Genomic DNA, 14912 nt, shown 5'->3' on the forward strand with positions numbered 1-14912 from the left:
GGCGCGTCAGCGCAGGCCTTTCCACCAGCGCTGGTTCTGGCGCGGGCGGCCCAGCGTCAACACCTCGCCGATCTCCGGCGTCGCCAGGGGCAGGCCTTCCCGCTCGGCGATGTCGGCCACGCGGTCCATGGGGTCGTGCCAGGTGTGGAAACCCAGGTTGAAGGTGCTGTTGTGCACCAGGTACAGCTGCTTCGCCCGCAGGTCCTTGAAGGCCTGCACGGTCTCCTCGGGCGACATGTGGGCGGACGGCCAGTAGCTGTCGTAGGCCCCGTTTTCCAGCAGGGCGATGTCGATGGGGCCCAGGCGCTCGGCAATCGCCTTGAAACCCGCGAAATAACCCGAGTCGCCGCTGAAGAAGATGCGCTCGTCGCCACTCTGGATGAACCACGAGGCCCACAGCGTGCTGTTGCGGTCCCACAGCGTGCGCCCCGAGAAGTGGTGGGCCGGCGTGGCGGTGAGCTGCACCCCCGCGTGGCGGGTGCCCTGCCACCAGTCGAACTCCTGCACGCGCTGGGGGTCCACGCCCATGCCCTGCAGGCGCTCGCGCACGCCCAGGGGCACGAAGTAGCGCTGCACGCGCTCGCGCAGCGCCTCGATGGTGGCTTGATCCAGGTGGTCGTAGTGGTCGTGCGAGAGGATCAAGCCATCGATGGGCGGCAACTCGTCCAGCGACAGCGGCGGCGCGTGGAAGCGCTTCGGGCCGAGCCACTGTACCGGAGACGCGCGTTCGCTGAACACCGGATCGATCAGCCAGTAGCGGCCCTGCAGCTTGAGCAGGTGCGACGAATGGCCCAGGCGCACGATGTGGTTGGCCGCCGGGTCCAGCGCGTCGAGCGTGGCCCGGTCCAGACGGCGAACCGGGATCGGGTCCAGCGGGACGGCGCCCACCGGGGTCTCGAACAGGAAGCGGCTCCAGATTTTCCAGCTGCCTTCGGTGGGGCGGTTGCTCGGGTCGGGCGGATTGCGGAACCGCCCGTCGTCGCCCCGCTGGGTCGAGGCCGGTGGGCGCTCGGCCTCACCGGCGCGAACGGCGGCGCAACCCGCGAACAGGCCGACAGAGGTCAGGATCAGGGAGCAGGAAACGGCCAGGTGCGACAGCAGGTGCATGAAGGGCTTCGGATGGATGAAACCCGTGCATGGTGCCTGCGCGGCGGGCCGGCGTCGAGGCCTGGCCGCGGATGTCCTCAACCCTCGCCGGGATCGCCGGATGCCATCAGCGCCGTGTAGCGGCGCTGCATCTCGTCCGTGGTCACGTCTTCGATGTGGTGGCCGATCAGCCAGCGGTGGCCGAAGGGGTCGCGCACGACGCCGGAGCGTTCGCCGTAGAACGCGTCCTGCGCCTCGCGCTCGAGCGTGGCCCCGGCCTTCAGGGCCTGCTCGATCATGCGGTCGGCGTTGTCCACGTGCAGGTGGATGGACACCGGGGTGGCGCCGATCGCCGAGGCCGAGCGGATGCCGTATTCCGGGTACTCGTCGCTGAGCATGACGGTCATCGGGCCAAAGGCCATCTCGGCGTGGCCGACGCGGCCGCTGGGCTCGGTGAGGCGGAATTTCTCGGTGGCGCCGAAGGCGTTGCGGTAGAACGCGATGGCGGCCTTCGCGTCGGACACGCAAAGGTAGGCGAACACTTCTTCGATCTTCATGGTTTCACCTCGGTGGACAGGAATGGACAGGGTTCGCATCTTCCCCAGGCACCGCGCGGGCGTATAGAAAAAAATTGACCTCAGCCACCGCCCATCGGCAGGTGGTGGATGTCGGTCCCCATGCGCTGACGGTACGCCAGCGGCGTGACACCGCTGAAGGCCAGGAACTCGCGGTTGAAATGCGACTGGTCGCTGTAGCCCAGGTCCGCCGCCAGCGCCGCCAGGGACAGCGCGGGGTCCGAGCGCAGGACCGGCAGCACGCGCTGGAAACGCAGCACGCGCAGGTAGGTCTTGGGCCCCAGGCCCACGCCCTGGCGGAACAGCTGCAGGAAGCGGCGGTGGCTGAAACCGCTGTCCTGCACGGCGGCCGCCACCGACACCCCACCCAGGAACTGCGCCAGCGCGCCGGCCACCGCGGGATGCAGGCCCTGCACGCGCGGCAGGCGCGCCGCGAGCGCGGCCTCGAACAGGGTCAATCGGTCCTGCGGCGAGCGCAGCGCCAGCAACCGCTCGCGCAGCCGATGCGCCTCAGCGCCCCACAGCGCGTCCAGCGGGGTGTGGCGTTCGGCCAGCTCGTCGGCGGTCACGCCACCGAACAGGCATTCGGCCGCACCGGGCCGCAGCACCGCGCCCACGGAGCAGGACGGCGCGAGCAACTCCCGCAGGTAGAACCGGGAGCGCATGCCGCCCACCAGCGACGGGGCCACCGTCTGCGCGCGGTCGCCGCTGCCGGCATCGGCGATGCGCAGCGGGTGGTCGGACAGCCGGATGACGAGGTGCATCGCCCCGCTGGGCAAGGCGTGCTCGCGCCACGGCGTGGCGCAGCGCGCCTCGCCCGGGTCCTCGCTCGCCCACAGCTGCGCCACGAAAGGGCGCAGGGCGGGCGAAGGCAGGCGTTGCAGCGACATGGTGAACGGCGGTTGTACCCCATCGCCCCCGCGCGCTCAAGGCGCCGGCCGTCAGGCGGCGGCGGTCGGGCTCAGCAGCGCGTCCAGGCGGCGCAGACCGGCCACGGTCTGCAGACAGGCCTGCGCGGCCTCGGTGCCCTTGACGGCGAAGTGCCGCAGGAAGTACTTGCGGTGCTCGGCGTGTTCGTGGAAGTGGTGCGGCGTGAGCACGGCCGAGATCATCGGCACGCCGGTGTCGAGCTGCACGTCCATGAGCGCCTGCACCACCGTCTGCGAGACGAAGTCGTGGCGGTAGATGCCCCCATCGACCACCAGCGCGCTGCCGACGACGGCGGCGTAGCGGCCGGAGCGGGCCAGGCGCTGGGCATGCAGCGGGATCTCGAAGGCGCCGGGCACGTCGAACACGTCGATGGCGTCGGCGCCGAAGCCGCCTTGCGCCATTTCGGCGAAGAAGGCATCGCGCGCCTGGTGCACGATGTCGGCGTGCCAGGACGCCTCGACGAACGCGAAGCGCAGGCCGGCGGGCAGGTGGAGGTGGTGGGAAGACTCGGTCTGATTCATGGTGTCCTCGGAAAAAGGAGGGGCCAACAAATCAGGGCGCACAAGCGCACGCACCACCGGCGCGCGGGCGCGCACGGGGGGTGCCTGGCTCGCGCTCTCTTTCATCCGGACTGTCAAGCGGGTCGGTCAGACCCGCTTCTTACCGTCGGTCCCGGGATCTCACCGGGTCTGCTGACCCCACGCGCCGGACGAACCGGCGCCTGGGCGCTCGCGGCACTCGTGCGGTCGTGTCGCCACGCCGCCATCACCGCCGGTGGGGAGTTTCACCCCGCCCTGAGAACGCTTGTGTCCGGCACGCGGCCGGGCCCGACGAATTCTAGGCAGTGCCGAAATCCCGCGCTGTCGCACGGGTACCAACCCGTCAGGCCGTGACGATCCAGCCTTCGAGCGGGTCGAACACCGGCAGGCCCCAGCGTGGCAGGCCGGCGCGGTGCTGCTGCTCGGCCCAGGCCGCCTGCAGCAGGCAGAGCACGGCGTCCAGCCGGTCGCCGCTGGCGTCGTCGGCCAGCGCGTCGCGCTGGGCGTGCGTGAGCCGCAGGCGCAGGCCCACGGCCTGCAGCAGCGGGGCCTGGCCGTTCTCCAGCGCGTTGATCAGCGTCTTGCGCGCGATCAGGCGCTCGGGCGTCTGCTTGGCCTTGTCGTCGCTCTTGTACGAGACCGTGCCCAGCACGCTGCGCGCGAGCAGGCCCGGGTAGGCCTCCAGCCCCACGCGGCTGCCGTCGCCCTCGAACAAGCCCGGCAGCGTGACGCCGGCGGCGATCAGGCGCGGCACGCCGGCGTGCAGCATGAAGGCCACCGGCGGGTTGACCCATTTCATGCTCGGGCTGGAGCCGGCCGGCCCGTCGGTGGCGCGGTGCGCGAACTTGCCGCCCACCGGCCGCGCATCGCAGAAGGCGGCGAAGGCCTCGCGGATCGCCTCTCGGCTCAGGCCCTCGTAGTGCGCCATGCAGGCCGCCCAGTCGGTCGGCCAGCCCAGGGTGGTGACCAGTTCGCGCGGCAGGCCGAACGGCAGGTCGAAACCGCCCACCCACCGGCCCGATGCCCCCAGGCGCTGGCTCCAGGCGTCGAGCGTCTCGAAGTGCTCCACGCCCTCGAGCACCACGCGGCCCCGGTCGGCGCGTCCCACGGCCAGCGTGATGGGTTTGCGCCGGCTCGGTGCGCTGCTGAAGTCGCAGCCCAGCAGCTGGAAGGCCGCCGTGTCGCTCACACTGCCCATTTCAACCCAGGGCCAGCGCGGTCACGCCGGCGGCGATGCACAGGGCGCCGAGGATGCGCGCCGCGCGGTCGCCCTCGCCCAGCAGGTGCGCACCGATCAGCGCCGCGAACAGCATGGACACCTCGCGCGCGGGCGCCACATGCGACAGCGGCGCCTCGCGCATGGCGTAGAGCACCAGCACATAGGCGATGGGGCTGACCACGGCCACCAGCAGCGCGTAGCGCCACTGCACGCGCCACAGCTGCCGCGCGGTGGGCAGGTCGCGCAGCACGGCGGGGGCGAGCAGGCCCAGGCGCACGAAGTTGCCCATGTAGTCGATCAGGATGGGCGACATCAGCAGCATCTTGACCGCGTAGCCGTCCACCACCGTGTAGGCCGCGATGAACACGCCCGTGAGCACGCCGTAGACCATGCCCTTGTGCACGCGGCGGCGCGCCACCGGATCGTGCGCGGCGCGCAGCAGGCCCGGGCCGCCGGCGATCAGGAACACACCGCCCACCACCCCCGCGATGCCCAGGGCGCCCAGCGCCGAAATGCGCTCGCCCAGAAACACGATCGCCACCAGCGAAGACAGCAGCGGCCCCGAGCCGCGCGCCATCGGGTAGACCACGGTGAGATCCGCCTTGCGGTAGCCGCGCAACAGGATCACGTAGTAGAAGACGTGCAGCACGCCGCTGGCGACCACGAAAACCCCATTCGGTCGCGCCCCAGCGCGGCACCTCCTCGCGGCCCAGCCACCAGCCCAGCGGCGCCCAGACCAGCATCATGAGGAAGGCGTTGAAGAAGGCGAAGCGCGCGTCGCCCGCGGCCTTCTTGGCGACGATGTTCCAGCCGGCGTGGATCAGGCCGGCCAGCACGATGAGACAGAACGCGTTCAGCGACATGCAGTGGAGAAATCAAACTCAAGGGGCGCCGAGGGTCCGGCTTCGCCGGCCCAAGGTGCCGTCCCCCCTCGAAGCGCCGAAGGCGCGCCACGGAGGGGGGAAGCCGCGCAGCGGCGCAGGGGGGAGATCCTCAAGCTCTGCCGATGATGCTGGCTGTGGCCATCAACTCTTCGAGAAGAGCCAGCGACACCCGACCCGAGACGGCGTAGGGGTCGAACTCAGGGCGTTCGGAGTACTTCAGCACGATGGAGGTGTTGAGCTTGGAGAGGTTGACCTGGCCCATGGTCCAGCCACCGAAGCGGCGCTCGGTGATCTCTTCGTAGTGCAGCAGCACCACCTCGGTGTGGCGCGGGTCGGCCACGATGTGGCTGTAGAGGCCGTTCACCGCGTTGCGGCCGCCCTCGATGGCCTGCAGGAACACGCCGCCGCCGTAGCAGAGCACACCGGTGATGCCGTTGCCCAGGTTGTGCGAGCGCGACGACTCCAGGATGGATTCGATGGCTTTGGCGCAGTCCTTGTCGACAGCGCGGCTGACGTAGAGCAGGCGTACCAGCATGATGGGCCTCAGGATTGACGGGGGATGAGGGCGAGGAATTCGCGGCGCAGGTTGGGGTCCTTGAGGAACACGCCGCGCATGACCGAGTTGATCATCTTGCTGTTCATGTCCTTCACGCCGCGCCAGGCCATGCAGTAGTGGCTGGCTTCCATCACCAGCGCCAGGCCGTCGGGCTGGGTCTTTTCCTGGATCAGGTCGGCCAGCTGCACCACGGCCTCTTCCTGGATCTGCGGGCGGCCCATGATCCACTCGGCCAGGCGCGCGTACTTGGACAGGCCGATCACGTTGGTGTGCTCGTTGGGCATCACGCCGATCCAGATCTTGCCGATGACCGGGCAAAAGTGGTGGCTGCAGGCGCTGCGCACGGTGATCGGGCCGACGATCATCAGCTCGTTGAGGTGCTCGGCGTTGGGGAACTCGGTGATGCTCGGGGCCTTCACGTAACGGCCGTTGAACACCTCCTTGAGGTACATCTTGCGCACGCGGCGCGCGGTGTCGCCGGTGTTGTGGTCGTTCTCGGTGTCGATGACCATGGCATCGAGCACGCCCTGCATCTTCTCGGTCACTTCGTCGAGCAGCTTCTCCAGCTCGCCGGGCTGGATGAACTCGGCGATGTTGTCGTTGGAGTGGAAACGCTGGCGCGCGGCCTTCACGCGCTCGCGGATCTTGACGGAAACGGGCACGCCGTGGTCGTCGTCAGGGGGGGCTGCGGGGGTCATGTCGGATGCGGTTTTCGTCAGCATTGGGGCATGCTAACACCGGACCTCCCGGGGGTACCCGGCCTGGGGGCATTGGGCGCCGGGCCTCAGCCGGCCTTGCTGGCCAGCAGTTGCTCGAGGTCTTGCAGGGTGTTGGCCTCGTGCAGCGGCTTGTCGTCGCGGATGCGCTGCATGCGCGGAAAGCGCAGCGCCACGCCGCTCTTGTGGCGCGAACTGCGTGCGATGCCCTCGAACGCCAGCTCGAACACCAGCGTGGGCCGCACGCTGCGCACCGGGCCGAACTTCTCCAGCGTGTTCTGGCGGATCACCGCATCGACCGCTTTGAACTCCTCGTCGGTCAGGCCCGAATAGGCCTTGGTGAAGGCCACCAGCTGCAGGCCCTCGGGATCGGCCGGGCGGCGCTGCGCGATCGCCTCGACCACCGCCTGCGCCTCGGCGGCGTCCACCGGGGGACGGTTCCACACCGCGAAGGTGTAGTCGGTGTAGACCGAGGCGCGGCGGCCGTGGCCGGCCTGGGCGTAGATCAGCACGCCATCGATCGTCAGCGGATCGATCTTCCATTTCCACCACGCCAGCAGACCCGGGCCGTCGCCGCGTTTCTGCCGGCCGGTGCCGTAGGCGCTGTCGCGGTGCTTGAGCATCAGGCCCTCCACGTCGAGCGTCCGCGCCTGCGCGCGCCAGCGGGCCAGCGTGGCCCAGTCCCCGCCCGGGACCCGGGGCGAGAGCCACAGGCGCGGGCCCGGCGTGGCGTTGAGCGTGGCGGCCAGGGCTTCCAGGCGCAGGCGGCGTTCGTGCTGCGGCACCTGGCGCAGGTCGTCGTGGCCGGCCTCGAGCAGGTCGTAGGCCATGAAACCGACCGGCGCCTCGGCCAGCACCTTGGGGCCCAGGGTCTTGCGGCCGATGCGCTGCTGCAGCAGGGCGAAGGGTGCGGGGCCGCCCGGTCTCTCGCTGCCGGGTAGTCGGGGCGTGACCGGGTCGCCGTCGTCCCAGACCAGGATTTCGCCGTCCAGCACGGTGCCGTCCGGCCAGCGCTGCGCGAGCGCCTGCAGCTCGGGGAAGCGCTCGCTCATCAGTTCCTCACCGCGCGACCACACCCACACCTGCCCGGCGCGTTTGACGATCTGGCCCCGGATGCCGTCGAACTTCCACTCGGCCAGCCAGTCGCTCGCGGGGCCCAGGCGGGCCTCCATGGTCTGGGCCGTGCCCGCGCTCGCGATCTCCATGGCCAGGAGATCGCCGTCCGCCTCCGCGTTCAACGGACTGGCCAGGAAGAACGGATAGGGCTGGCTCGGGTCGCGCCCGCCCCGCGCCTCGCCTGCCGGCTCGGCCGGCGCCACCAGCGCGCGGTACAGCGCGGGCGTGGGCGAGCGTTTGCTGTCGGTGAAGCCCATCATGCGCGCGGCCACCAGCTTGGCGTCCAGCCCGGCGTGCGCGGCGATCGCGCGCTGCACCAGCAGCTTGCTCACGCCGACGCGAAAGCCTCCGCCCACCAGCTTGACGAGCAGGAAACGCCCCGCGGCGTCGAGCTCGCGCCACCAGGCGCCCAGGGCCATGGCCACGGCCTCGTCCCCTTGCCCGCGCAGGGGCAGCAGCCGCTCTTCCATCCACTCGCTCAACCGGGTCTGCATGCCTTCGGCCTGTGGCGGCAGGGGCAACACCAGCGCGATGGTCTCGGCCAGATCGCCCACCGCCTGGTAGCTGGCCTCGAACAACCACTCCGGCAGGCCCGAGGCGGCGATCGCCTGCGCGCGCAATTGCGCCGTCTTGATGAGCTGGCGCGGCTTCCCGCCGGCCAGGAAGTACACCGCCCAGGCCGCGTCGGCGTCGTCCACCTCGGCCAGGTAACGGCGCAGCGCGGCGACCTTGGCGTTGGTCGCGGTGGTCGCGTCCAACTCGTTGAACAGGGCCGCGAAGCGTTTCATGCGCCGGTGGCCTCGGTCTCGTCGCCGTACTCGGTGTCGAAGCTCTCGGCCTGCAGGCCCTGCTCCTGCAGGTAACGCACCAGCACCGGCACGCTGCCGTGCGTGACGATGACCCGCTCGGCCCCGCTGGCGCCGATGGCGCTGAGCAGGCCGGGCCAGTCGGCATGGTCGCTGAGCACGAAGCCGCGGTCCAGGCCACCGCGCCGCCGCCAGCCGCGCACCTGCATCCAGCCACTGGCGAAGGCGTCGGAGAAATCGCCGAAGCGCTTGATCCAGGGCGTGCCCAGGGCGGAGCCCGGGCACAGCACCAGCGCGCGGCGGAAGGTGGCGGGGTCGCTCACGTCGCTCACCTGCAGCGTGTCGGGCAGCGCAACGCCGGCGGCGCGGTAGGCGCGGTTCAGCGGTTCGACCGCGCCATGGCACACGATGGGACCGATGGACGCGTCCACCCCGGCCAGGATGCGCTGCGCCTTGCCCAGGCTGTAGCAGGAGAGCACGCTGGCCCGGCCGGTCTCGGCGTTGTCCTGCCACCAGCGGTTGATCTCGCCGAACAGCTCGGCATCGGAGCGCCAGCGGTAGATCGGCAGGCCGAAGGTGGACTCGGTGATGAAGACGTCGCAGCGCACCGGTTCGAAGGGCGCGCAGGTGCGGTCGGGCACGGCGCCGGCCGGCGTGGTGCGGTAGTCGCCGCTGCGCACCCACACGCGCCCCTGGTGCTCCACCCTCACTTGCGCCGAACCCAGCACGTGGCCGGCCGGGTGCAGAGAGATGCGCACGCCGTGGTGCTCCACCGTCTCGCCGTAGGCAAGCCCTTGAAGGTGGATGTCAGCCCCCAGCCGCGCGCGCAGCAGGCCTTCGGACACCGCCGTGGCCAGGTAGTGCGCGTGGCCGGTGCGCGCGTGGTCGGCATGGGCGTGGGTGATGACGGCGCGCTCCACGCGGCGCCAGGGATCGATGTAGAAGTCGCCGGGCGGGCAATACAGCCCTTCGGGGCGCTGGACGATCAGGTCGTCGGGCATGTGGCTGGCTCTAGTAGCGGTGGCCCGTCACGAACAACGTGATCCGCATGACAGCGAAGGCGACTCGGTCGAGCTGCCGCTGCACCCAGGGGCGCCGATTCAGGGCGCCCGTGTCGAGCAACTGGCCGGTGTGCTGCACCAGACCATCGAGGTAGCTGTGCAGCAGGCCGGAGAAGCGGCGGTCGTTGGTCATCACGTTGGCCTCGCGCGCCAGCAGCATGGACAGCGGATCGAGGTTGGTGGAACCCACGGTGGACCAGCGCCGGTCCACCACCGCCACCTTGGCGTGCAGCGCGCTGGGCGCGTACTCGTGGATCTCGATGCCCGCGTTCACCAGCCGCTGGTACACCGGGCGCGCCGCGCGGTACTGCAGGAAATGCTCGTAGCGCCCCTGCAGCAGCAGGCGCACGCGCACGCCGCGCGCGGCGGCCATCGTGAGCGCGCGGCGCAGCTTGCGCCCGGGAATGAAATAGGCGTTGGCGATCACCACCTCCTGGCGCGCCTCGCCGATGGCCTTCAGGTAGGCGCGCTCGATGTCGTGCCGGTGGGTCACGTTGTCGCGCAGCAGCAGCGTGGCGCGCGCGCCGTCCACCCCCAGCGGCGACGGCGCGGATTCGCCGTAAGGGCCTTCCACCCTGGCATCCTCCTGGGCCTCGGCCAGGGCTTCGATCTTCTGCAGCAGACGGGAGAAATCGCCCACCGGGCGCGAGGCCCGCAGCGCGTCCCACGCGGCCTTGAACTCGCGCTGGCGCACGCGCCGCGCGGCCAGGGTGCGCCACCAGAGCTGTTCCATGGTGTCGACCATGTCCTCCACCAGCGGGCCGGCCACGCGCAGCGCGAAGTCCAGCCGGGGCGCGGTCAGGCGGCCGAGCGCCACGTCGTCCTGGTCGTCGATGATGTTGATGCCGCCGCAGAAGCCCACCACGCCGTCGACCACGCAGAGCTTGCGGTGCAGGCGGCGCCAGTTGCGCGGCACCAGCAGGCCGAGCCGGCCCAGCGGGGCGTAGATGCGCATCACCACGCCGGCTTCGGCGAAGCGGCGCTGCCACTCCTGGGCACCACGGGCGTGCCCACGCCGTCGATGAGCAGGCGCACCACCACGCCGCGCCGCGCCGCGCGCTCCAGGGCCTCGGCCACGCCCAGGGCCGAGCCGGCGAACTCGAAGATGTAGGTCTCCAGATGCACCACCATGCGCGCCGCGTCCATCGCTTCGATCAGGGCGGGGAAGAACTCCACGCCGCCCTGCAGCAACAGCAGCTGGTGGCCCCTTCGCATGGGCGCGTGCCGCGCGCTCGCGGAACGAAGGGGTGCCGCGCTCACAGTTCGAGCTCGGCGATCAGGGGCAGGTGGTCCGACATGCGCGACCACACCCGGCCGTGCGGCACGTGGGCCGAGACCGGCCGCAGGCCGCGCGCGAAGATGCGGTCCAGGTGCAGCAGCGGCAGGCGCGACGGGTATGTGGCCAGGCGGATGCCCTCGAAGGTGCGCAGATCCAGGGCCGCCATGGGCCGCAGCAGCTGCGCGCCCCAGTCGTTGAAGTCGCCCGCCACCACCAGCGGCGCGCTCGGCGGCACGGCGGTGGCGATGTACTCGCCCAGGCGCTGCACCTGGCGCTCGCGGCTGGCGTGGATCAGCCCCAGGTGCACCACCACCACGTGCACATCGACGCCCTCGACCAGCAGCTGCACGTGCAGCAGGCCGCGCTGCTCGAAACGGTGGTCCGACACGTCGGAGTGTTTGGTGTCGATCACCGGCCAGCGCGAGAGCAGCGCATTGCCGTGTTCGCCGTGGCGCGTGATCGCGTTGGTCCGGTAGACCGATTCGTAGCCTTCGGGGGAGAGGTAACCCGCCTGATCGAGCTCGGGCCAGCGGGTGAAGTGTTTTTCGAGCTTGCGGTTGTGGCGCCGCACCTCCTGCAGGCACACGATGTCGGCGTCGAACTGTTCCACCGCGTGGGCGATGTTGTGGATCTCCAGCCGGCGCCCTGGCCCGAGGCCTTGCACACCCTTGTGGATGTTGTAGGTCGCGATCCTGACGATGCTCATGGGCAAATCATGCCACCAAGGCGGGGCAGCCAGGCGATCGCTTCGGCGTTGGATGGCGAGAAGCAGCGTTCGGCAGCCTGCGCCCAGGGCAGCCACACCTGGTTGCGGTGTTCGCGTGGGCTCAGCCGCACCGGCACCGCGCGGGGAATGCACAGGCCGAACAGGTGCTCGGTGTTGTGCGTGACGCCCGGCGCGTAGCGGTGCCGCCACTGCGGGTAGATCTCGTACACGTTTTCCAGCCCCCAGTCGCTCAGCACTTGGCCGGGCGCATGGGCATCAAGGCCGGTCTCTTCCTGCACCTCGCGCGCCGCCGTGGCCTCGAAGCCCTCGGCCTCGGTGTCCTTGGAGCCGGTGACCGATTGCCAGAAACCGGGCGCATCGGCGCGCTCGATCAGCAACACCTCCAGCGCCGGGGTGTGAATCACCACCAGCACCGATTGCGGAATCTTCACGGGACGAACAGGTGGGTTCAGCGCCGTGGGGACGGCGGTTTCGCGCCGACCCCGCGAAGGCCCTGCACGAACTTCCAGGCCGACCACAGCCGCATGCCGAAGCTGGCCGCACGGCGCGGGCGCCACACGGCCAGCAGCAGGCTGCCGGCGGTGGCGATCAAGGGGTTGCCGCGCAACCACAGCAGGGCGTCCTGCAGGCGGTCCACCCAGGTCAGCGCGGGCTGCACCGCCTGCAACTCGGTGGTGATCTGCCGACGAAGCTGCTGCGAGCGCAGCACCAGCCGCTCCCGCCGCATCGCCAGCACGACCGCACGCGGGTTCAAGCGTCCTCCTTGGCGGCGCGCAGACCCTCACGGTCCTGCCTGAGTTCCTCGACGCTGGCCGAGAACAGGTAGGTGCCGGAGCGCACGCGCTCCCGCGCCAGCCAGGCGGCCACGCCGCCGGTGACGAGGAACAGCCCGGTGAAGATGCCCAGCGCCAACAGGCGGTGGGTGTCCCAAAGGGCCACGGTGATCAGCAGCGCCAGCAGCACCACGCCCAGGCTGAGGAAGGCCACGGCCACGGCGCCATAGACCAGCAGCGCGCCGACGCGCAGCACCTCTTCCTGGGCTTCGATGCTGAACAGCTCCAGCCGGATCTGCACCAGTTCCAGGACCGTGGAGGCCAGTCCCCGGAGAGACGACGAAAAACGCTGCGGCGTCGCGATGGCGCGGGCGGCCCCGATCAGCGGCGGCTGATGAGCAGGCCGACCAGCAGGCCCACACCGGCGGCGGCGCCGATCGCGGACCAGGGGTTTTCGTGCACGTAGTCGTCGGTGGCGCGGGCCATCTCCAACGTCTTTTCCTTGATGGCCTCCTCGGCATCCGCCAACTTGTGGCGGGCGTCGCGCAGGTTCTCGTTGATGCGGTCGCGCAGTTCCACCACCTTGCCTTCGGTCTGGTGGGCCGTGGCCTGCATCAGTTCTTCGGCGTCGGTGATCACGCGCTGGAGGTCGGCCACGAGCTTGTCCTTGCCATCGAGGGCGGTCGTACGAATCTTGGGCATGAGGGACTCCTTTTCAAAAGGCCATGTTACCCCGAAGGAATGGCGATGTTTGAAGGCAGATCACTGCAATCAGCGCATTGATACAAGAAAAAGGGGCGCACTCGGCGCCCCTTTCGGAGGTGTCCTACAGACAGGCTCGTCAGGCGGATTTCGCCAGGTCCACGTTGCGCAGACGGATGTGCAGCTCGCGCAGTTGCTTCTCGTCCACCGGGCTGGGGGCCTGGGTCAGCAGGCACTGGGCGCGCTGGGTCTTGGGGAAGGCGATCACGTCGCGGATGGACTCGGCACCGGTCATGAGGGTGACGATGCGGTCCAGGCCGAAGGCCAGGCCGCCGTGGGGCGGCGCGCCGTACTGCAGCGCGTCCAGCAGGAAGCCGAACTTGAGCTGGGCTTCCTCGGGCGTGATCTTGAGCGCGTCGAACACCTTCTGCTGCACGGCCGCGGTGTGGATGCGGACGGAACCGCCGCCGATCTCCCAGCCGTTGAGCACCATGTCGTAGCCCTTGGCGATGCACTTCTCGGGCGCGGTCACCATCCAGTCCTCGTGGCCGTCCTTCGGCGCGGTGAAGGGGTGGTGCACCGCGGTCCAGCGGTCGGCTTCCTCGTCGTGCTCGAACATCGGGAAGTCCACCACCCACATGGGCGCCCAGCGGTCTTCGAACAGGCCATTCTTCTTGCCCAGTTCGCTGTGACCGATCTTCAGGCGCAGCGCGCCGATGGCGTCGTTGACCACCTTGGCCTTGTCGGCGCCGAAGAAGATGATGTCGCCGTTCTGCGCGCCGGTGCGCGAGAGGATGTCGGCCACGGCCTTGTCGTGCAGGTTCTTCACGATCGGGCTCTGCAGGCCATCGCGGCCCTGGGCGGCGTCGTTGACCTTGATCCAGGCCAGGCCCTTGGCGCCGTAGATCTTCACGAACTCGGTGTAGGCGTCGATCTCGCTGCGGCTCATGTCGGCGCCGCCGCGCACGCACAGCGCGACCACGCGACCACCCTTCATGGTGGCGGGTGCCGAGAAGACCTTGAAGTCCACGTCGCCCATCACGTCGGTGAGTTCGGTGAACTCCAGCTTCACGCGCAGGTCGGGCTTGTCGGAGCCGAAGCGATGCATGGCTTCGCTGTAGGCCATGATGGGGAACTCGCCCAGGTCCACGCCCAGCGTGTTCTGGAACACCGTCTTGATCATGCCCTGGAACATGTCACGGATGTCTTCCTCGGTCAGGAACGAGGTTTCGATATCGATCTGGGTGAACTCGGGCTGGCGGTCGGCACGCAGGTCTTCGTCGCGGAAGCACTTGGTGATCTGGTAGTAGCGGTCGAAGCCGGCCACCATCAGCAGCTGTTTGAACAGCTGGGGCGATTGCGGCAACGCGAAGAAGTGGCCGTCGTGCACGCGGCTGGGCACGAGATAGTCGCGCGCGCCTTCGGGCGTGCTCTTGGTCAGCATCGGGGTTTCGATGTCGATGAAACCGTTGGCGTCGAGGAACTTGCGCACTTCCATCGCCACGCGGTAGCGCAGCATCAGGTTGTTCTGCATGTAGGGGCGGCGCAGGTCGAGCACGCGGTGCGTGAGGCGCGTGGTCTCCGACAGGTTCTCGTCGTCGAGCTGGAACGGCGGCGTCACCGAGGCGTTGAGCACCTTCAGTTCGTGGCACAGCACCTCGATCTGGCCGCTCTTGAGCTTGTCGTTGGTGGTGCCCGCGGGGCGCGCGCGCACCACGCCGGTGACCTGCACACAGAACTCGTTGCGCACGTCCTCGGCGGTCTTGAACATCTCGGCGCGATCGGGGTCGCAGACCACCTGCACATAGCCTTCGCGGTCGCGCAGGTCGATGAAGATCACGCCACCGTGGTCGCGGCGGCGGTTGACCCAGCCGCACAGCTGAACGGTTTGGCCCAGTTGGGCTTCGGTCACCAGACCGCAATAGTGGGTACGCATCGCCATT

15 protein-coding genes, 2 pseudogenes and 1 riboswitch are annotated in these 14912 nt (G+C 69.6%); all 17 genes and pseudogenes read right to left on the reverse strand.

The genetic code is table 11. The features are described from left to right. Positions 1 to 6: 6 nt before the first annotated feature. Positions 7 to 1107: an MBL fold metallo-hydrolase gene (locus ACFJGX_RS25275; protein WP_382327293.1), complete on the reverse strand. Its 1101-nt coding sequence runs from the start codon at positions 1105 to 1107 to the stop codon at positions 7 to 9. 77 nt (positions 1108 to 1184) lie between these two features. Then, the gene (locus ACFJGX_RS25280) at positions 1185 to 1643 is read right to left on the reverse strand and encodes a VOC family protein (protein WP_382323398.1); all 459 of its coding nucleotides are present in this window, start codon (positions 1641 to 1643) and stop codon (positions 1185 to 1187) included. An 80-nt stretch (positions 1644 to 1723) separates the two neighbouring features. Beyond that, entirely contained in the window at positions 1724 to 2551 is an 828-nt protein-coding gene (locus tag ACFJGX_RS25285; RefSeq protein ID WP_382323397.1) for a helix-turn-helix domain-containing protein, read from the reverse strand. A gap of 51 nt (positions 2552 to 2602) precedes the next feature. Continuing rightward, positions 2603 to 3112 (reverse strand): 6,7-dimethyl-8-ribityllumazine synthase, encoded by a 510-nt coding sequence (locus ACFJGX_RS25290; RefSeq protein ID WP_382323396.1) that lies wholly within the window; start codon positions 3110 to 3112, stop codon positions 2603 to 2605. A gap of 89 nt (positions 3113 to 3201) precedes the next feature. Then, positions 3202 to 3397: riboswitch (FMN riboswitch) on the reverse strand. 76 nt (positions 3398 to 3473) lie between these two features. Beyond that, positions 3474 to 4328, reverse strand: a complete 855-nt coding sequence (locus ACFJGX_RS25295; protein WP_382323395.1) for a DUF429 domain-containing protein — start codon at positions 4326 to 4328, stop codon at positions 3474 to 3476. 1 nt (position 4329) lies between these two features. Continuing rightward, a pseudogene (locus ACFJGX_RS25300) lies at positions 4330 to 5212 on the reverse strand (EamA family transporter). Positions 5213 to 5342: 130 nt separating this feature from the next. After that, positions 5343 to 5768: a BLUF domain-containing protein gene (locus tag ACFJGX_RS25305; RefSeq protein WP_382161236.1), complete on the reverse strand. Its 426-nt coding sequence runs from the start codon at positions 5766 to 5768 to the stop codon at positions 5343 to 5345. An 8-nt stretch (positions 5769 to 5776) separates the two neighbouring features. Further along, positions 5777 to 6511, reverse strand: coding sequence for a GTP cyclohydrolase I (gene folE / locus ACFJGX_RS25310; RefSeq protein WP_382323393.1), 735 nt, complete (start codon positions 6509 to 6511; stop codon positions 5777 to 5779). Between the two features lie 62 nt (positions 6512 to 6573). Then, complete coding sequence (locus ACFJGX_RS25315) at positions 6574 to 8409, reverse strand: ATP-dependent DNA ligase (RefSeq protein WP_382323392.1); 1836 nt, start codon at positions 8407 to 8409, stop codon at positions 6574 to 6576. Further along, entirely contained in the window at positions 8406 to 9428 is a 1023-nt protein-coding gene (locus tag ACFJGX_RS25320; protein ID WP_382327295.1) for a ligase-associated DNA damage response exonuclease, read from the reverse strand. Before ACFJGX_RS25320 ends, ACFJGX_RS25315 begins: the two co-directional genes overlap by 4 nt. 10 nt (positions 9429 to 9438) lie before the next feature. Continuing rightward, a pseudogene (gene clsB, locus ACFJGX_RS25325) lies at positions 9439 to 10703 on the reverse strand (cardiolipin synthase ClsB). 41 nt (positions 10704 to 10744) lie between these two features. After that, entirely contained in the window at positions 10745 to 11473 is a 729-nt protein-coding gene (locus ACFJGX_RS25330; protein WP_291114956.1) for an endonuclease/exonuclease/phosphatase family protein, read from the reverse strand. Further along, on the reverse strand, positions 11470 to 11925 hold the full coding sequence (gene nudB, locus ACFJGX_RS25335) for a dihydroneopterin triphosphate diphosphatase (protein ID WP_382323390.1): 456 nt from the start codon (positions 11923 to 11925) through the stop codon (positions 11470 to 11472). Before nudB ends, ACFJGX_RS25330 begins: the two co-directional genes overlap by 4 nt. 17 nt (positions 11926 to 11942) lie before the next feature. Further along, positions 11943 to 12248: a YqjK family protein gene (locus ACFJGX_RS25340; protein ID WP_382323389.1), complete on the reverse strand. Its 306-nt coding sequence runs from the start codon at positions 12246 to 12248 to the stop codon at positions 11943 to 11945. Further along, the gene (locus ACFJGX_RS25345) at positions 12245 to 12568 is read right to left on the reverse strand and encodes a phage holin family protein (protein ID WP_382327297.1); all 324 of its coding nucleotides are present in this window, start codon (positions 12566 to 12568) and stop codon (positions 12245 to 12247) included. Before ACFJGX_RS25345 ends, ACFJGX_RS25340 begins: the two co-directional genes overlap by 4 nt. 80 nt (positions 12569 to 12648) lie before the next feature. After that, positions 12649 to 12969 carry a YqjD family protein gene (locus ACFJGX_RS25350; RefSeq protein ID WP_382323387.1) on the reverse strand — a complete coding sequence of 107 codons (321 nt, stop codon included), beginning with the start codon at positions 12967 to 12969 and terminating at the stop codon, positions 12649 to 12651. A 139-nt stretch (positions 12970 to 13108) separates the two neighbouring features. Then, positions 13109 to 14911, reverse strand: coding sequence for an aspartate--tRNA ligase (aspS, locus tag ACFJGX_RS25355; protein ID WP_382161261.1), 1803 nt, complete (start codon positions 14909 to 14911; stop codon positions 13109 to 13111). Position 14912 lies beyond the last annotated feature (1 nt).

This window comes from Hydrogenophaga sp. UC242_50, from assembly GCF_042697355.1.
In the GTDB taxonomy this organism is placed as follows: Bacteria; Pseudomonadota; Gammaproteobacteria; order Burkholderiales; family Burkholderiaceae_C; genus Hydrogenophaga.

What these genes read in the sequence shown, in the direction of transcription:
- ACFJGX_RS25275 (WP_382327293.1), bottom strand. Translation starts at nt 1,107, where the DNA reads ATGCACCTGCTGTCGCACCTGGCCGTTTCCTGCTCCCTGATCCTGACC.
- ACFJGX_RS25280 (WP_382323398.1), bottom strand. Translation starts at nt 1,643, where the DNA reads ATGAAGATCGAAGAAGTGTTCGCCTACCTTTGCGTGTCCGACGCGAAG.
- ACFJGX_RS25285 (WP_382323397.1), bottom strand. Translation starts at nt 2,551, where the DNA reads ATGTCGCTGCAACGCCTGCCTTCGCCCGCCCTGCGCCCTTTCGTGGCG.
- ACFJGX_RS25290 (WP_382323396.1), bottom strand. Translation starts at nt 3,112, where the DNA reads ATGAATCAGACCGAGTCTTCCCACCACCTCCACCTGCCCGCCGGCCTG.
- ACFJGX_RS25295 (WP_382323395.1), bottom strand. Translation starts at nt 4,328, where the DNA reads ATGGGCAGTGTGAGCGACACGGCGGCCTTCCAGCTGCTGGGCTGCGAC.
- ACFJGX_RS25305 (WP_382161236.1), bottom strand. Translation starts at nt 5,768, where the DNA reads ATGCTGGTACGCCTGCTCTACGTCAGCCGCGCTGTCGACAAGGACTGC.
- folE (WP_382323393.1), bottom strand. Translation starts at nt 6,511, where the DNA reads ATGCTGACGAAAACCGCATCCGACATGACCCCCGCAGCCCCCCCTGAC.
- ACFJGX_RS25315 (WP_382323392.1), bottom strand. Translation starts at nt 8,409, where the DNA reads ATGAAACGCTTCGCGGCCCTGTTCAACGAGTTGGACGCGACCACCGCG.
- ACFJGX_RS25320 (WP_382327295.1), bottom strand. Translation starts at nt 9,428, where the DNA reads ATGCCCGACGACCTGATCGTCCAGCGCCCCGAAGGGCTGTATTGCCCG.
- ACFJGX_RS25330 (WP_291114956.1), bottom strand. Translation starts at nt 11,473, where the DNA reads ATGAGCATCGTCAGGATCGCGACCTACAACATCCACAAGGGTGTGCAA.
- ACFJGX_RS25350 (WP_382323387.1), bottom strand. Translation starts at nt 12,969, where the DNA reads ATGCCCAAGATTCGTACGACCGCCCTCGATGGCAAGGACAAGCTCGTG.
- aspS (WP_382161261.1), bottom strand. Translation starts at nt 14,911, where the DNA reads ATGGCGATGCGTACCCACTATTGCGGTCTGGTGACCGAAGCCCAACTG.